At 45.6% G+C, this 16,583-nt stretch carries 16 protein-coding genes; 13 read left to right on the top strand and 3 right to left on the bottom strand.

Annotation, left to right across the window (positions count from 1 at the left end; translation table 11 throughout):
* Window positions 1-11: 11 nt before the first annotated feature.
* From ftsE to glpG, 5 genes are all read left to right on the top strand, one after another.
* A complete protein-coding gene (gene ftsE / locus N646_RS10205; RefSeq protein WP_005393800.1) occupies window positions 12-686 on the top strand; it encodes a cell division ATP-binding protein FtsE in 675 nt (224 codons plus the stop codon).
* A complete protein-coding gene (gene ftsX / locus N646_RS10200) occupies window positions 676-1,644 on the top strand; it encodes a permease-like cell division protein FtsX (protein ID WP_005378695.1) in 969 nt (322 codons plus the stop codon). Before ftsE ends, ftsX begins: the two co-directional genes overlap by 11 nt.
* A 176-nt stretch (window positions 1,645-1,820) precedes the next feature.
* Window positions 1,821-2,678, top strand: coding sequence for an RNA polymerase sigma factor RpoH (gene rpoH / locus N646_RS10195; RefSeq protein WP_005378693.1), 858 nt, complete (start codon window positions 1,821-1,823; stop codon window positions 2,676-2,678).
* A gap of 493 nt (window positions 2,679-3,171) precedes the next feature.
* Window positions 3,172-3,492, top strand: a complete 321-nt coding sequence (gene glpE, locus N646_RS10190; protein WP_005378691.1) for a thiosulfate sulfurtransferase GlpE — start codon at window positions 3,172-3,174, stop codon at window positions 3,490-3,492.
* On the top strand, window positions 3,492-4,334 hold the full coding sequence (gene glpG, locus N646_RS10185) for a rhomboid family intramembrane serine protease GlpG (RefSeq protein ID WP_017821294.1): 843 nt from the start codon (window positions 3,492-3,494) through the stop codon (window positions 4,332-4,334). Before glpE ends, glpG begins: the two co-directional genes overlap by 1 nt.
* A 63-nt stretch (window positions 4,335-4,397) precedes the next feature.
* On the opposite strand, the gene N646_RS10180 is transcribed toward glpG, so the two are convergent.
* Window positions 4,398-4,808: a flagellar basal body-associated protein FliL gene (locus tag N646_RS10180; RefSeq protein WP_005378687.1), complete on the bottom strand. Its 411-nt coding sequence runs from the start codon at window positions 4,806-4,808 to the stop codon at window positions 4,398-4,400.
* A gap of 161 nt (window positions 4,809-4,969) precedes the next feature.
* Here N646_RS10180 and N646_RS10175 point away from each other — a divergent pair, with 161 nt between their 5' ends.
* A complete protein-coding gene (locus N646_RS10175) occupies window positions 4,970-5,509 on the top strand; it encodes a chorismate lyase (protein WP_005378686.1) in 540 nt (179 codons plus the stop codon).
* On the top strand, window positions 5,510-6,364 hold the full coding sequence (ubiA, locus tag N646_RS10170; protein WP_005378684.1) for a 4-hydroxybenzoate octaprenyltransferase: 855 nt from the start codon (window positions 5,510-5,512) through the stop codon (window positions 6,362-6,364).
* 63 nt (window positions 6,365-6,427) lie between these two features.
* Here ubiA and plsB read toward each other — a convergent pair whose 3' ends face one another.
* Window positions 6,428-8,854, bottom strand: a complete 2,427-nt coding sequence (gene plsB / locus N646_RS10165) for a glycerol-3-phosphate 1-O-acyltransferase PlsB (protein ID WP_005389683.1) — start codon at window positions 8,852-8,854, stop codon at window positions 6,428-6,430.
* A gap of 368 nt (window positions 8,855-9,222) precedes the next feature.
* On the opposite strand from plsB, the gene lexA reads away from it, so the two are divergent.
* The 3 genes from lexA to dinF all read left to right on the top strand — a co-directional run bounded on the left by lexA (window position 9,223) and on the right by dinF (window position 12,226).
* Window positions 9,223-9,843, top strand: coding sequence for a transcriptional repressor LexA (gene lexA, locus N646_RS10160; RefSeq protein WP_005378682.1), 621 nt, complete (start codon window positions 9,223-9,225; stop codon window positions 9,841-9,843).
* Between the two features lie 183 nt (window positions 9,844-10,026).
* Window positions 10,027-10,821, top strand: coding sequence for a class I SAM-dependent methyltransferase (locus N646_RS10155; protein ID WP_005378679.1), 795 nt, complete (start codon window positions 10,027-10,029; stop codon window positions 10,819-10,821).
* Between the two features lie 55 nt (window positions 10,822-10,876).
* Window positions 10,877-12,226 (top strand): MATE family efflux transporter DinF, encoded by a 1,350-nt coding sequence (gene dinF, locus N646_RS10150; RefSeq protein ID WP_017821292.1) that lies wholly within the window; start codon window positions 10,877-10,879, stop codon window positions 12,224-12,226.
* Window positions 12,227-12,283: 57 nt separating this feature from the next.
* Here the strand turns inward: dinF and sthA are convergent, their stop codons facing one another.
* Window positions 12,284-13,684: a Si-specific NAD(P)(+) transhydrogenase gene (gene sthA / locus N646_RS10145; RefSeq protein ID WP_017821291.1), complete on the bottom strand. Its 1,401-nt coding sequence runs from the start codon at window positions 13,682-13,684 to the stop codon at window positions 12,284-12,286.
* Window positions 13,685-13,977: 293 nt separating this feature from the next.
* On the opposite strand from sthA, the gene fabR reads away from it, so the two are divergent.
* From fabR to N646_RS10130, 3 genes are all read left to right on the top strand, one after another.
* Window positions 13,978-14,619: an HTH-type transcriptional repressor FabR gene (gene fabR, locus N646_RS10140; protein ID WP_005378632.1), complete on the top strand. Its 642-nt coding sequence runs from the start codon at window positions 13,978-13,980 to the stop codon at window positions 14,617-14,619.
* Complete coding sequence (locus N646_RS10135; protein ID WP_005378634.1) at window positions 14,619-14,984, top strand: YijD family membrane protein; 366 nt, start codon at window positions 14,619-14,621, stop codon at window positions 14,982-14,984. The genes fabR and N646_RS10135 overlap by 1 nt, the downstream gene beginning before the upstream one ends.
* A gap of 283 nt (window positions 14,985-15,267) precedes the next feature.
* Window positions 15,268-16,536: a tyrosine-type recombinase/integrase gene (locus N646_RS10130; RefSeq protein ID WP_017821290.1), complete on the top strand. Its 1,269-nt coding sequence runs from the start codon at window positions 15,268-15,270 to the stop codon at window positions 16,534-16,536.
* Window positions 16,537-16,583: the final 47 nt, after the last annotated feature.

Raw genomic sequence — 16,583 nt, 5'->3', positions numbered from 1 at the left:
GGAAATCAACGGTGATCAAATTTCAGCAAGTAAGCAAAGCTTACCGAGGTGGTCGACAAGCACTGCAAAAAGTCGATTTTCACCTGAGGCGCGGTGAAATGGCGTTTTTAGGCGGACATTCCGGGGCTGGTAAAAGTACCTTGCTGAAATTGATCTGCGCGATAGAGCGACCAACCGATGGCAAAATCCATTTTAATGGTCACGACATCACGCGTATTCCAAGCAAAGACATCCCTTTTTTGCGCCGCAATATTGGGATTGTTTTTCAAGATCATCGCCTATTGATGGATCGCAGTGTGTACGACAATGTCGCTCTGCCAATGCGTATCGAATCGATTTCTGAAAACGAAATCAAACGCCGTGTTTCTGCGGCGTTAGATAAAACGGGCTTACTCGATAAAGCTCGTTGTCTACCTAGTCAACTTTCTGGTGGTGAGCAACAGCGCGTCGGTATTGCCCGTGCTGTGGTTAATCGACCAACGTTGCTGGTGGCTGATGAGCCTACGGGTAACCTTGACCCAGAATTATCCAACCGTGTGTTGCGTCTATTCGAAGAATTTAACCGTGCGGGCGTGACTATCCTACTTGCCACGCACGATGTGGGGTTAGTAAACACTCGCCCACAGTATCGTCATTTTGAATTGAACCAAGGCTTCCTAAGTGAGGTAGAAGACTATGGCAGGTAACAAGCACTCCCAAAAGAAGGGGAAAGGCCGCAGTGCCAAGCGTGCGAATACCGATGGTTTTTTCTCTGTCCACGCAAAACAAGCTAAATCCTCTTTTAGCGCCTTATGGCAACGACCACTAGGCAACATTCTGACCCTAGCGGTCATCTCCATGGCACTTGCCATGCCAGCTTGTTTGTATCTATTGGGGAAAAACGTTGCGGGGGCAGCGGAAGATGTCGCTTCTCCTTCACAAGTTAGTGCTTACTTAGTTGAAGGTATGCCGGATGCGCGAGTGATGGTTCTCAAAGATCAAATTGAAACTTGGCCTTTGGTAAAAGAGGTAGAGTATATTTCACCGCAACAAGGTCTATCTGATTTAAGCCAATATGCAGGGTTCGACCAAGCTATCAGCCTCTTAAGTGGCTATGCGCTACCTGGTGTGTTGGTGATTACGCCAGATTCGGAACTAAAAAGTGATATTCAGTCATTAGCCAAAGACGTTCGAGAGCAACAAGATGTGACCGACGTGAGACTTGACGAAGACTGGCTAGCGCGTCTTGATGCCATCAAAACTCTCGCGAGTATTATTGTCATTACCCTGACAGTGCTGATGCTCGGTGCGGTATTTTTAATCGTTGGCAATACATTGCGATTTAATGTGCTGGCGAATAAAGAAGAGATTCAAACCATGAAACTGATCGGTGCGACGGACAGTTTCATTCTGCGCCCTTACTTGTACACAGGTATGTGGTTTGGCGTGTTAGGTGCCACTATTGCGTGGTTGGTAACGGCTTTAGTGACCATTGTCATGAATAGTGCGGTGGAAGACCTTGCTGCGTTGTACGATAGCCAGTTCCGCCTGATTGGTCTAAGTTGGGATGAATCTTTGTTACTAATCATCATTGGGAGTCTTTTGGGATGTATTGCGGCGCGCTTTTCTGCGCAACGACATTTAAAAGAAATTGAACCAGTTTAAGTGATGGCGGTCTTATTACTTGGATTTCATTAGCACTAGCTAATTTTGAACCCTTGCTTAGACCAAATGTTTATGGATAATTGCTTCCCCTTCTTGAAACTTGTTCATTTTGAGTTCAAGATATCGAAGCTAAATTGCAATGTAATGCTCCAGATCAGAGATTGATGAGGAATTGAATGACAAAAGAAGCGTATCCGATGGCTCTAGTCACGCAAGATAGCCTTGATAGCTATATTCGCTCAGTAAACAGCTACCCAATGCTGACTGCAGACGAAGAGCGTGAGCTGGCAGAACGATTACACTATAAAGGTGAGATTGAGGCTGCAAAAGGTCTAATTCTTTCGCACCTACGATTCGTTGTTCACGTTGCTCGTGGTTACTCTGGCTACGGTTTGCCAATGGCGGATCTTGTGCAAGAGGGTAACATCGGTCTAATGAAAGCCGTTAAGCGTTTTAACCCAGAAGTAGGGGTTCGCTTGGTTTCTTTTGCTGTCCACTGGATCAAAGCAGAGATCCACGAATACGTGCTACGTAACTGGCGTATCGTGAAAATTGCGACCACTAAAGCGCAACGTAAATTGTTCTTCAACCTGCGTAAGTCGAAAAAGCGCTTGGGTTGGTTTAACAACGGTGAAGTGGAAACCGTTGCGCGCGAGTTAGGTGTTGAGCCTTCTGAAGTTCGCGAGATGGAATCACGCTTAGCGGCGGTGGATTCAACCTTTGATATGCCAACTGATGAAGACGACAGTTCAAACGCTTACACAGCGCCGATGCTATACCTAGAAGACAAATCGTCTGATGTGGCCGACAACATTGAAGCCGCCAACTGGGAAATGCACACCAACAATCGCTTGGGTCATGCATTAGCGAGTTTGGATGAGCGTAGTCAGCGCATCGTGCGTTCTCGTTGGTTAGATGATGAGAAAGCAACATTGCAAGACTTAGCTGATGAGTTCGGTGTTTCTGCCGAGCGTATTCGCCAGCTAGAAAAAAATGCAATGAAGAAACTAAAATTGGCCGTGGGTGAATTTTAATTTCCACTGCTAATTGAAAGTAAGATTTTCATAGAAAGCCGAGATCATGTGATCTCGGCTTTTTTATTGTCGATCGAAAATCGATAGCGTTTGCGATCCGGATTTTATGTGCTACCTGTGTATAACTCTGTGAAGTAATTATTTATCAACTGTTCGAAACCCGGACAAAACAAGGGATTCAAGCACTTTTCCATCTGGGGATAGCTATAGATATACACACAGTTAGATCAGGATCATCACTACATATTGTGGATCAAAAGATCCAAATACACTTTATCAACGCAATTCACAGCTTTATCCACAAATGGTTGGAATGTGTACACTTTTGAAAACCCTGATTATCCATGTGTCTAAGTTTGCCGTTGGATAGGTTACAATAGCGGCAGTATACCCAAGCAGCTTCAAATATGGATTTTATGCTGTACCACGGGTGCTGATTAGTACGTTAGGTTCGAGGTTGCTTGGGTATATTAATAAGACAATGAGAAAGTAAATGGATCAGTTTAAGCATATCGATGTACAAGGTGCGCAAGCGCTGCTCGAGCAGGGTGATGCGAAGCTTGTAGATATCCGTGACCCTCAATCGTTTGCCGTTGCGCATGCGGAGTCCGCGTATCATTTAACTAACGATACGATCGTTGCGTTTATGGATGAAGTGGAGTTCGAACAACCTATTCTAGTGATGTGTTACCACGGCATTAGTAGCCAAGGTGCGGCGCAATATTTGGTTAACCAAGGCTTTGAACAGGTGTACAGTGTAGATGGTGGCTTTGAAGCCTGGCATCGAGCAGAACTACCGATAGTGAGAAGTTAATGAAGAGATTGGTAACGTTAAATAATCCACGTATGGCGCAAGCCTTTATTGATTATATGGCCTCTCGCCAAATTGACATCGAAATGATGCCAGAAGGGGATGGGCAATTTGCGCTGTGGCTGACTGATAGCCAGCATGAAATAGAAGCGGAAGCCGAACTTAAGCAGTTCCTTGCTAACCCGTCTGATTCAAAATACAGCGCCGCCTCGTGGGACGTTGCCGATACTCGTAAGAGCACATTTCATTATTCCAGCCCGAGTATCATAAGCATGGTCAAAGCGAAAGCTGGCCCCATGACTTTGCTGATCATGACAGTCTGTATCATCATCTACTTGTTACAAATGTTTGGCTTTGGCAATGGCGTGTTTAAGTTGTTGCACTTCCCGGCTTTTGAGGGGCAACAATGGCAAGTGTGGCGATGGCTAAGTCATGCGTTACTGCACTTTTCAGTAACTCACATCGTGTTTAACTTACTATGGTGGTGGCAGTTGGGGGGCGACATCGAACGTCGTCTCGGTTCCGGTAAGCTATTGCAACTCTTTGTGGTGTCGGCAGCGCTTTCAGGGGCAGGCCAGTTCTATGTTGAAGGGGCTAACTTCGGCGGCTTGTCTGGTGTGGTCTATGCACTGCTTGGTTATTTGTGGATACTGGGTTACCGCTTGCCACATTTAGGCCTTACGTTACCCAAGCCAATTATCGTCTTTATGTTGGTATGGTTAGTTCTTGGTTTTGTGCAGCCATTTATGGCGATTGCAAACACCGCTCACTTAGTTGGGCTACTGTCGGGGATGGCGATTGCGCTGTTTGATTCAGGCAAGATGAAATACCAACAGCAAGCCTAAAGCAGATGAAATGAAAAGACCGCTCAAGAGCGGTCTTTTTTTATGTTCAAAACGGATTTGGGTTTATTGATAAAGGTATTTTGTAAACAACAAATCGGCAATGATGGTTTTACCTGTTTCAGGCAAAAGTGTTTCGTTGAGGGTCGTCACTAAGGTTTTGCGCAGATCTTCTCGGCCAGAAAGGGACTTAATCGTATCTTCTGTTTGCTTACCCAGTAATTCAATCACTGCATCGCGAATCAAAGGTTGGTGATGCTCAACAACTGATAAATCTTGTTGACTCATTACCATGATGTCGATGCGCACTTGCACATAACCTAACTTTTTGCCTTTGGTGTAAAAGTTAGTAGTGAGATCAGGCTCTAGGGTAAAGTATGCCAACTTAGGTCCAGCTTCTTCCGTTTCAGCCCAACTTGGTGCGGCGAATAGTATGGTTAACGCAAAAATAATTTGGGCTATATAACGTTTGTACATATTTCTAACTTTTCTTTCTCTGGATCGCGATATTCGAATCGCTTCAGTCTTGATACAATGGGCCGTCTATAACAAATAACGGAACTTACGGTTACATACATTACTATGGACGGTAAGTTGTTGCTTTATTGTACGCATAAAGCCTCCAATTGAATACTAGTATGAATCAGCCAACATCACTCTATCTTGCTTCTTTATTGGAAGTAGAGTGGCAAAACCCCGAAGAATTCGAATTTCCAAATGAATTTGCCAAGCATTGGCTTGAAGAGCAAGGGTCTTTGTCACGTCGTTTAAAACAGCACTGCCAAGCGTTAACGGTAGAATTGCTACAAAATCAGATCGTCACTGCAGCGACATTAAAACAGGACGAAAGCCAGTTATTGTCCGAACAAGATTGCTTACTGAGAGAGGTAATTTTGTGCGGTGACAATAATAACTGGGTTATTGGGCGGACATTGATTCCTCGTTCAACCTTAGTTGATCAGCAGTATGATTTGGCTCAACAAGGGGATATCCCATTAGGACTAACTGTGTTTAGCGCAGATAACGTTGAGCGGGACTCTTTGCAAATGGGATGGGTAGCCGTACCAGAAGGACGTTTGTTAGCACGACGCTCAAGGTTGTGGATGAATCACAAACCGATGCTAGTCGCCGAGTTATTCTTATCTAATTCACCAGTTTACGCTAAGGAGACAGTGTAAATGTCCGCAGAAAAAGCCAAAGCATATTGGCAACTGATGCGCATGGATCGCCCGATTGGTTCACTGTTACTGATGTGGCCAACGATTTGGGCGCTAATTATCTCAGCCCAAGGAATGCCAAGTTGGGATGTATTCATCGTGTTTGTATTGGGTGTTTTCCTAATGCGTAGTGCGGGGTGCGTGATTAATGATTTTGCAGATCGCAAAGTCGACGGCCATGTAAAGCGTACTAAGCAACGTCCACTGCCATCAGGGAAAGTGACAGCAAAAGAAGCGATTGGATTATTTTTGGTTTTGGGTATCAGCTCGTTTTTGTTAGTGCTGACCATGAACCCGCTGACGATTCAGCTATCCTTCGCTGGCATTGTGTTGGCGTTCATCTATCCATTTATGAAGCGTTACACTCATATTCCACAGCTATTTTTAGGCTTGGCTTTTAGCTGGGCGATTCCAATGGCGTGGGCTGCACAAACTGGGGAATTACCATTAATTGTTTGGTTTTTGTTCCTCATTAATGCTTTGTGGACCATTGCGTACGACACTCAATATGCGATGGTAGACCGAGATGATGATCTAAAGATTGGCATTAAATCGACGGCAATTCTGTTTGGTCGTCATGACAAGCTTATTATTGGTGTGTTGCAACTGATTACACTCGCGATGTTGGTTTGGTTAGGGCAGTTCTACCAATTGGGACAAAGTTACTACTGGACCCTTTTGATTGCAGCGTCGTTGTTTGTTTATCAGCAGCACTTAATTCGTCACCGTGAGCGTGAGTTGTGCTTTAAGGCTTTCCTTAACAACAATTATGTTGGCATGGTGATAGCGATAGGGTTACTGGTCGCATTTTGGTAAGCGAAGAAATAGAAAAAGGCATCCGATTGGATGCCTTTTTCTTATTGAAAGAAGATAAAACGGTTACGACCGAAGTTGGTGAATACTCTCTTCGATCGTCAGTTTCACTTCTGGATAAAGCAGAGTGAACAGTAGTCGTGCAAATTGCTGCGTTTTCTTCGTGTCACAGTTACCATCGTTATCGAGGTATTTTTGCTGTTTGAGCGTATTGAACATCGCGGTAAACACACCTTTATCGAAGAATTCTGGCGCATTAATACCGTGCAAACGCCCTAGGCGCTGAGCAATATCTTGGCTCTTCTGCTCTAGGTCCGATTTACCGAGTTCAGGGTAAGCAACAAGCAAGTTCATCGCGATAGAGTAGCGTTGCAGCGTTTCAGTTATCGTTCGACCTAACAGAACCAAAGGCTGGTTGTTCGATTGATTGATCTCTAGCTTATCACCATCAAGACTAATCATTTTCTGATCGGCAAATTCATGCAGTGTTTTAACGACCAATTCATCTAACTCGTCTTCTTGGTAACTTAAGAACAGCTCTTTCTTCAAGAATGGGTAGATTTGCGCGACATTCGCTTGAATCTTGGCTACCGAAAGGTTGCGCTGACGAATGAGCATTTGGGCAATTAATGACGGCAGAGCGAACAAGTGAATGATGTTGTTGCGATAGTAAGTCATCAGGATCGATTGGCTACGGTCCAGCGAAATGATGTCACCCATGCTATCGGTTTCAATCACGAACTTATCAAGCGAAATTGCATGATCGACCAACTCCTCAGCACTTTCGGTAGGGATAGTGGAGGTGCTTGAGTACGGGTTATTTTTGAGTAGCTTTAAGTAACACTCGATCTGATTGATCAGCGAGTCACGAGAAAGTGCACGTTGACGAGAAGCAAGCAGTGCGGTTGCACACAAGGTCAACGCGTTTGCCGCCGCCGCATCGTTGATGTGCGTCATCATCTTATTAGCAAGGTCGTTGACCACAGGATTCATCCATTGTGGTTTGTTACCACCCATGCTGTCGATGTCTTTCGTCCACTCAGGAGCATGCTCGTTCAAGTATTGGTTGAGCTGAATTGGCTCACCGAAGTTCACATAGCCCAAACCAAAGTTACGCAGTTTACGCAGAGTACGCAGTACAAGCCCTGCGTTTTCTTTCTCTTTGCGTTTGCCACGCAGCTCTTTCGCGTAAGTGCCCACTTCCATTACGTGCTCGTAGCCGATGTAGACCGGCACTAGCGTTACTGGGCGGTTTAAACCACGTAGCATTGCTTGGATGGTCATAGCCAGCATACCCGTTTTCGCTTGCAGTAAGCGACCTGTACGTGAACGACCACCCTCACTGAAGTACTCGACTGAATAGCCTTTGGCAAACAGCTCAGCTAGATACTCACGGAAAATGGTTGAGTACAGTTTGTTGCCTTTAAAACTACGACGAATAAAGAACGCCCCACCACGACGGAAAAGCGGACCGGCCGGGAAGAAGTTCAAGTTAATGCCTGCCGCAATGTGCGGAGGCACCATGCCTTCATGGTATAAAACATAAGACAACAGCAGGTAGTCCATGTGACTACGGTGACAAGGAACGTACACAATTTCGTGGCCGTCTTGCGCTAAACGACGCACAGTCGAGGCGTTATTGATGTGCAAACCTTGGTATAGTTTTGTCCATAACCAACTCAGGATGCGGTCGCCGTTTTTCACTAGACTGTAGGAGAAGTCGGCGGCGATTTCATCCATGATGTCGTGGGCTTCTTTACGTGCCTTATCAATCGAGATGTTTTTGATCTTGGCTTCGTCAGCAATCGCCAGTTCAATAGCTGGAGATTTTAGTAAACGAGCAAACAACACTTGGCGTTGTGGCAGGTTTGGGCCTGAAGCAGCCAGTTTCTGGCGTGAGAAGTGGATACGCGCCACGCGAGCCAGTTTGTGCGCAATTGCGCTGTCGGTACCGTGAGAGTCTGCCATATAACGCAGAGATACCACGGGACTAAAGCGAACTAAGCAGTCGCGTCCCGCCGCCATTACTGCTTTGGCTTTTTGCGGACCATTCATCGGTTGAAGGTAAGGCTTTTGGTTCTCTTCTTTACCTGGCTTACGACCCCAAAGCACGGTTGCAGGGATCATTTGAACATCCAACTCACTATCCAGCTTGTGCAGTTCCAGTAAGTCAGTGAACAGAGAAACAGAATCGGTTGGGACATCATTATCGTTGTTCATCACAGTTGGACGCGCAGCGATAAAGACGAAACGGTTCAGCGTTTTGCCATTGATTTCCAGCGGGCTGAGCGGGTCGGGTAGACCAAGGCTCATGGCTTGTTTTTGCAGTGTCAGCAAATCCACGTTCGAGCGGAACGGCAGGGCATATACAATCGGTTTAGTTAGGTCGATGTTCAGATCTTCAATCGGGTTCGACGGGATTGTGGTGCCCTTTACCAGTACCGATAAAGGTAGTTTTAGTAATGAACGTGAAAATGATTGTCCAGAAGACATAAAGTTCACAGCCTCAATAGGTATTCAAACAGGCCTAACCTTATTTCAGTTTCCGCTTTGCATGTCTTCTCTATAAAAAGAGATGAGTACGGCAATAGAAATAAGCCTAGGCGATAAAATTTAAGCGCTGCAAGGATACCAGAAACTGGTCAAACCTTTTAATTTTATTGGCTGTAAATTAGTCGAACCCCTAAGTTATTGCTTTGACTTGATTAACTGAAAAGTCGGTGTTTTAAACGAATAAAGAATGAACTTAATCGGTAAGCTGAAAGCTCTCCACAAATAAATTAAAAAACAACCAATTGGGTTTTCATTTGAGCATTTACTGGATATACTCACAGTTAACTGTATAAAAAGACAGGTGAGACATGAAGCCGTTAACGCCACGCCAACAACAAGTCTTCGATTTGATTAAAAGTAAAATCGATGACACCGGAATGCCACCAACTCGTGCAGAGATTGCGCGTGAGCTTGGCTTCCGCTCTGCGAATGCCGCAGAGGAACACCTAAAAGCGCTTGCTCGTAAGCAAGCAATTGAAATTATTCCAGGCGCTTCTCGTGGGATTCGTATCCTGCTTGAAGACGCAGCCAATGATGAGCAGGGTTTGCCATTGATTGGTCAAGTTGCAGCGGGTGAGCCAATTCTGGCTCAAGAGCACGTAGAGGCGCACTACCAAGTCGATCCTGCGATGTTCAAACCGCAAGCGGATTTCTTACTTCGTGTAAATGGCGAGAGTATGAAAGACATCGGGATTATGGATGGCGATTTGCTCGCGGTGCATAAAACCCAAGACGTGAGAGACGGTCAAGTTGTCGTTGCGCGTGTTGATGATGATGTGACTGTGAAGCGTTTGGAGCGCAAAGGTTCAACCATATTACTGCATGCTGAGAATGAAGAGTTTGCCCCAATTCAAGTGGACTTAACGTCTCAGCACCTTACGATTGAAGGTTTAGCCGTTGGTATTATTCGTAATACCGATTGGATGTAAGTGTATTTAAGCAGCCCAGTTGATCTGGGCTGTTTTGTCTTTTCTCTTTTTCTACTTCCTCCAAAAGCTTGCTCATCATCTTAACCTTGTTTTTTTGACCAATTTATAAGCTTGATAATGTAATTGATATTCATTATCATCTTTATTAATGTCTATGTTTTCTCTCTGGCGCAGGAAATGCCCATGTCTCAGTCTAAACATCAAGTTCCTAACCATTTATTAAAGCCACTGTTATTGCGTAGCCGTGAAAGCATGGTCGACAATGGCTTGGTGTACGATCCGATAGCTGCTAAAGCGTGTTTGAGCTGTAAGATGGCGCCGGACTGTTTGAGTGGTGATATTGCGCAGAAGCAATTGCTGCACGTGACGCTGACTCAGCTTTGTGACCAGCAGGTTAGTCACTTCTTACAGCAGTATCCCGATGCTTGGATAATCAATGTCGGAGCGGGGCTGGATACCCGCTTTTATCGTTTGGATAATGGACGCTGCCATTGGATAGAGTTGGATGTGACGGAAAATTTGGTATGGCGTCAGCGCTTGTTCCACAAAAATGAACGCTATGAACATCGCTGTGGCAGTGTGGATGAAATGTCGTGGCTAGAGACGTTAGCCATTCCAGAGCAAGCACCAGTACTCATTTTATGTGAAATGGCACTGCTCGATTGCACAGAGCGCCAAGTCGCGAAATTTATTCAAACCTTGGGTCGACATTTTGTTTCTGCTGAACTGTGTATGGTGCTGGCAGGAGATTTAACGGAAACCAAGTGGGGGCAAAAGCTTGGCTCTGATCGTTATGCTCATGGCTTTGAAGCGCCTGCAGCACAGATATTGCAATGGTTACCATGGGCACAATGGGTGAAAGCTTTCTCGCCATTCGATAGATTCTGTTCTCGTTGGAAAGCTTGGCAGCGTTGGCTTAATAAGATTCCAATGTTGAAGCATCGCCTCACGCCAGTCCTCGTTCACATCAAGTGGTAATTGGCTAGTCGTTAAGCGCTCAGGTACACTCGTCGATCTTACTGATGAGGTGCCTGTGACAAATTCAATCTTCTCTCCTTTATCTAACCCAAAAGTTCATCGCCAAGTCTTAGCTTTAGCGATACCTATGGTGCTGTCGAATATTACTGTTCCATTGCTCGGTTTGGTCGATGCTGCGGTGATTGGTCATCTAGACCACGCTTGGTATTTGGGTGGTGTTGCGTTGGGCAGCACCATGATCAGCGTGACGTTTTGGCTGCTTGGTTTTTTGCGTATGTCGACTACTGGGTTGGCGGCGCAGTCCTATGGGGGTGAAGACCGAAAGCAACTTGCCTTGGTGTTTATGCAAGGCTCACTTATGGCGCTGCTGTTTGCGTTAGTCTTCCTTATTGCCCATACCCCGATAGCTGATTTGATCTTTGGCTGGAGTGACGCCAGCGCAGAGGTAAAACACTACGGCATGCAATATTTCTCTATCCGTGTGTGGAGTGCCCCCGCAGCACTAATGAATTTTGTGTTGTTGGGGTGGCTGCTCGGAACGCAAAATTCCAAAGCACCAATGTGGATGGTGATCATCACCAATGTCACCAACATCGCTCTCGATTTGTTATTTGTGATGGGCTTAGGTTGGAAAGTTGAAGGTGCTGCGCTTGCATCCGTGATTGCTGATTACTCAGGCATGGCGTTTGGTTTGGTCTGCGTGTGGAAGACATGGCAAGCACGTCAGTTGCCGTCACCCAAGCAATTACTTGCTGACACTCAGCATGGGTTAGGGCGCTTCGTGAAATTGAATCGCGATATTTTCTTGCGCTCTTTGTGTCTGCAAGCGGCTTTTAGCTTTATGACGTTCCAAGGTGCGAGCTTTGGTGATGAGGTTGTCGCTGCAAATGCGGTTCTGATGAGCTTCCTGATGATTATCTCGTATGGCATGGATGGCTTTGCTTACGCAATCGAGGCCATGGTCGGGAAGGCGATTGGTGCCAAAGATAGGCAACAATTGAGTGCATCGCTTGTCGGCACTTTCTTTTGGAGTTTGGTTATTTGCTTAGGACTGACCGCGCTCTTTGGTTTGGCGGGATCGCAGTTGATCGCCATGATCACTTCAATTGAGGTGGTACAACAGCAAGCAGCGGTGTATCTACCTTGGCTGGTGGTGATGCCACTTGCGTCGATGTGGTGCTTTCTATTGGATGGCATTTTTGTCGGTGCAACCAAAGGCAAAGACATGCGCAATAGTATGTTTGTCGCGACCAGCAGTTTCTTCGTTGTCTTTTACTTATTCGCCGAGTGGGAAAATCACGCGCTGTGGTTTGCAATGATGAGCTTTATGTTGATGCGGGGTATTGGTTTAGGGGTTATCTTTCTCTACCAATGGCACAAGGATACCTTCCTAACACAATGTTGATATAAAAACAGCAGGTCCAAGCCTGCTGTTTTTCTGTCTGCTATCAAGAAGCATAGATTAGAACAAGCGGTTCAAACCATTCAACGCAGCGACACGATACGCTTCGGCCATTGTTGGATAGTTGAAGGTGGTATTGACGAAATACTCGATGGTATTCGCTGAGCCTTTTTGCTCCATAATGGCTTGACCGATGTGGATAATTTCCGCAGCACGTTCGCCAAAGCAGTGAATCCCTAAAATTTCTTTGGTTTCACGATGGAACAATATCTTCAAGCTGCCGATGTCTTTCCCTGCGATCTGTGCACGAGCTAGATGCTTGAACGAAGAGCGTCCTACTTCATACGGTACTTTCGCAGCTGTTAGCTCTTGCTCGGTTTTACCCACAGAGCTAATCTCTGGGATGGTGTAGATACCCGTTGGAATATCATCAATCAGGTAGTTTTCTGCCTGACCTTTCGTAATGGCTTGTGCGACAAATCGCCCTTGGTCATAAGCGGCGCTTGCAAGGCTAGGGTAACCGATGACATCGCCTACAGCGTAAATGTGTTCGATATCGGTTTGGTAGTTACGGTTTACTTTTAGTTGTCCGCGAGAGTCCGCTTCCAGACCCACTGCACCCAAATTCAACTTATCGGTGTTACCTGTTCGACCATTCGCATACAACAAGCAGTCTGCCTTCATCTTCTTGCCAGATTGTAGGTGAATAATCACGCCATCTTCTGTGCCTTCGATTTTTTCATAGGTCTCATCATTACGAATTACTACACCGCTGTTCCAGAAGTGGTAAGACAGCGCATCTGACACTTCGTTATCCAAAAACTCCAACAAGCGGTCGCGGGTATTGATAAGGTCGGTTTTCACTCCAAGGCCGCGGAAGATAGAAGCGTATTCACAACCGATAACGCCCGCACCGTAAATGATGATATGGCGAGGGTCGTGTTGCAGGCTCAAAATGGAATCACTGTCGTAGATGCGCTCATGCAAGAAATCTACGTCGTTAGGCTGATACGGGCGAGAACCCGTCGCGATGACAAACTTATCCGCAGAATAGATTTCTTCTGTACCGTCGCTTTGCATCACTGCAATTGAGTAGTTATCGATAAATCGCGCGGTTCCGAACAAAAGTGTGCATGAGTTACGGTCATAAAAGCCCTGACGAAGTCGAGTTTGCTTATCAATGACCGATTTAGCATGACCTAAAATGTCAGAAAATGTTGCATGAACGCTGGTGTTGTTTCGACAAAATAGCGGGTTGCTATTAAATTCGATGATGCGGCTAACGGCATGACGCAGTGCTTTTGATGGAATGGTACCCCAGTGAGTACAACCGCCGCCGACACTGCTTTCTTTCTCGACAATGGCAACATTCAGTCCCGCTTTGGTTAATCCCATTGCAGCCCCTTCTCCGCCAGGGCCACTACCGATTACGATCACGTCATAGTGATTAACATGCGCCATGATGCCTTCCTTGTTATATTTGCTTAACATTGCTTTAGCGCGATTTTAACTCATTTACTCTATTGGTACACGTAATGCCTGTTAGAGAGTGGAAGTGATCACGCAGAATCGACCAAAAGGGTGATTTGGTATGTTGTATGTCTATAAATTGCATCGAGAACATTGCAATTAGATGCATGCCAATAGTAACGTTCTCGGCGCTCAGAGCGAGCGAAGCAACATATCTTTCTCCGTAGGAGCAAATTGCGTTATATTGAGGCTCTTGTACCCTATAGAAAAAGAGCAAGTTAAGAATGAAATCGATGGGAATCCGCGCACAGCAAAAAGAGAAGACACGTCGATCATTGATCGATGCGGCATTTAGTCAGTTAAGTGCGGATCGCAGCTTTTCCAGCCTTAGCTTGCGAGAAGTCGCCCGAGAGGCAGGGATTGCACCGACTTCTTTTTATCGTCACTTCAAAGATATGGATGAGCTAGGCTTAACCATGGTTGATGAAGGCGGTTTGCTACTACGCCAACTGATGCGTCAGGCGCGTCAACGTATTGTGAAAGAAGGTAGCGTAATTCGTACCTCGGTCGAAACCTTTATGGAATTCATTGAAAGTAGTCCGAACGTTTTTCGTTTGTTGTTGCGTGAGCGCTCCGGCACTTCTGCTGAATTTCGTACCGCTGTTGCTCGAGAAATCCAGCATTTTGCGGCAGAATTAACCGAGTATTTAATGAGCACCGGCGTGACCAGAGAAGAGGCGTATACTCAAGCAGAAGCGTCTGTGACTTTGGTTTTCAGTTCGGGGGCTGAAGCTTTAGATTTAGATCGACGTGAGCGCGATGAACTCGCCGAGCGATTGATCATGCAATTGCGAATGATAGCCAAAGGGGCCTATTGGTATCGCAAAGAACGTGAACGTAACCGATTAAAAGGCGGGATAGAATAATGTCGAATGGAAATAAATCTGAAAAGAAAACGCTGATTTTGGCACTGGTTGCAGGTATGTGTGGTGATGCTTTGTTGTCATGGTTGACCATGAGTGAAGTGTCTTTTTCAATCTTCCCATTGATTGCACTCGTACTGGCTGTACAAGCTCTTTACCAAGAGTACCTAAATAATCCGGTATCAGAAGATATCCCATTAGTTGGCTTGGCGTGTTTCTTCGTAGGTGCGTTTGGTCACTCTGCGTTTATTAAAGCGCAATACCCAGAAGCAGGCTCAAACTTCTTCGCGATCATGGTTTCAATGATCTTACTCGCATGGATTGGTAAGAAGCTAGGTTTTGTCAGCAAGAAGACTTCTGCGGAATAAGCAAACGAATCAAATTAAAAAAAGCGAGCCATTGAGCTCGCTTTTTTTTGTCTGAAGCTGGTGGACTAAGCTTTACGTTCCAATAGCACGCCAGCTTCCATGTGGTGGGTAAATCAAACTCTGAATCTTGTAATGTCTTATAAAATCCAACTTTGCATTTTAATGTGTTGTTTTTAATTGAATTTTAATTGTTAATTGTCCAAGGACGTCTTTAGCCGTACAATGAAAACTCGTCTTTCCCCGTACCCCACGCCGTACCCAGAAATACAGAGGTTTTTCAGTCATGATCAAGCCAGTCGATAAAATTAGTACGAATGCCACATTGAAAGCATTGAAGCCACAAGGCAAGGAATACTTAATTCCAGATAAGAAAATCGAAGGATTGAATATTCGCGTTCGACCAACGGGCACGATGACTTGGATCTTTCGCTTTCAGGCTGGTAACAAACACGAAAAAATCACCATGGGGCGGTATGTTAAGTTGAAACCGGAAACGGGGATGACACTTGAACAGGCTCGAACAGAAGCGGGGCGTTACCGTAGCTGGCTGGAAAACAATAAAAATCCGAAGCAGGAACTGGCACGTGAACAGCGCGAGCAAGAGGAAGCAAAAACTTTTGATGATGCTTTTGCCAGTTTTGACGAGAAGCGTTTGTCCAAGCAGCTACGAGGAGAACAAGCGAGGGCAACCTATAGCCGGGATATCAAACCATTTCTTGGTCACATCAAACTAGAAGAGTTGAGAATTCATGATCTTAATAAAGTATTTGATGCAAAGGTTGATGAGAATGGACAGCGAAAAGCGGGTGCGATTAGTGCATGCCATAGAATTATCAATCAGGTGATCAACCATGCGCTAGCTTTGAATATGATTGGTGCACACCCTGCACCACATTTGAAATCCAAGGATGTCGGTGGTGGTTCTAAAGTCACCAAGCGCAATTTGAGCTTTTCAGAGTTGAAGACTTTGCTAACCAGTTTGCCTTCTTGGCGTACAGAGCCTTCTAACGTCCGTTTAATGCAGTTTTTGCTTGGGTGTGGGCAACGTATTAGTGCCGTGCTTGAAATGCACTGGAGTGAGATAGATTGGCAAGAAAAGGTATGGTTGTTACCTGCCAGCTCTGAGGAGCGCCACACCAAAAGTCAGGAGAGTCGGAAAGTACCATTAAGCGATTACCTGTTGGCGCTTCTTAAAGAGCAGCGTGAGAGCCTACCAAGCAAATGGAAACTTGTTTGGCCTCAGCTTTTGGCCGATAAGGTTCAGGAACCCGCAGCAGTACGTGCGCTAATTAAACGTAACTTACCGGATGATTTTGAGCGTTTCTCACCACACGATCTGCGCCGCACCTTTATCAGTCGTTGCAGTGAAATGGGGTTAGATATTGTGGCGATTGAAAAGACGGTTGGCCACCAGCTACCAGGTATGTTGCGGGTATACAATCATCACGATTACCTTGAAGAACAGTTAGTGGTATTACAAGCCTGGGGCGAGAAGTTACAATCTCTGACGGTTGCCAATGTAGTGCCTCTGTCTGCGTCGAAATCGGCATAGCGATATGGCACAAAAAATAAAAAAGAACGGGAGCATCAAGCTCCCGT

Source organism: Vibrio alginolyticus NBRC 15630 = ATCC 17749 (assembly GCF_000354175.2).
GTDB lineage: Bacteria > Pseudomonadota > Gammaproteobacteria > Enterobacterales > Vibrionaceae > Vibrio > Vibrio alginolyticus.
This window is presented reverse-complemented; position numbering and strand designations above follow the sequence as displayed.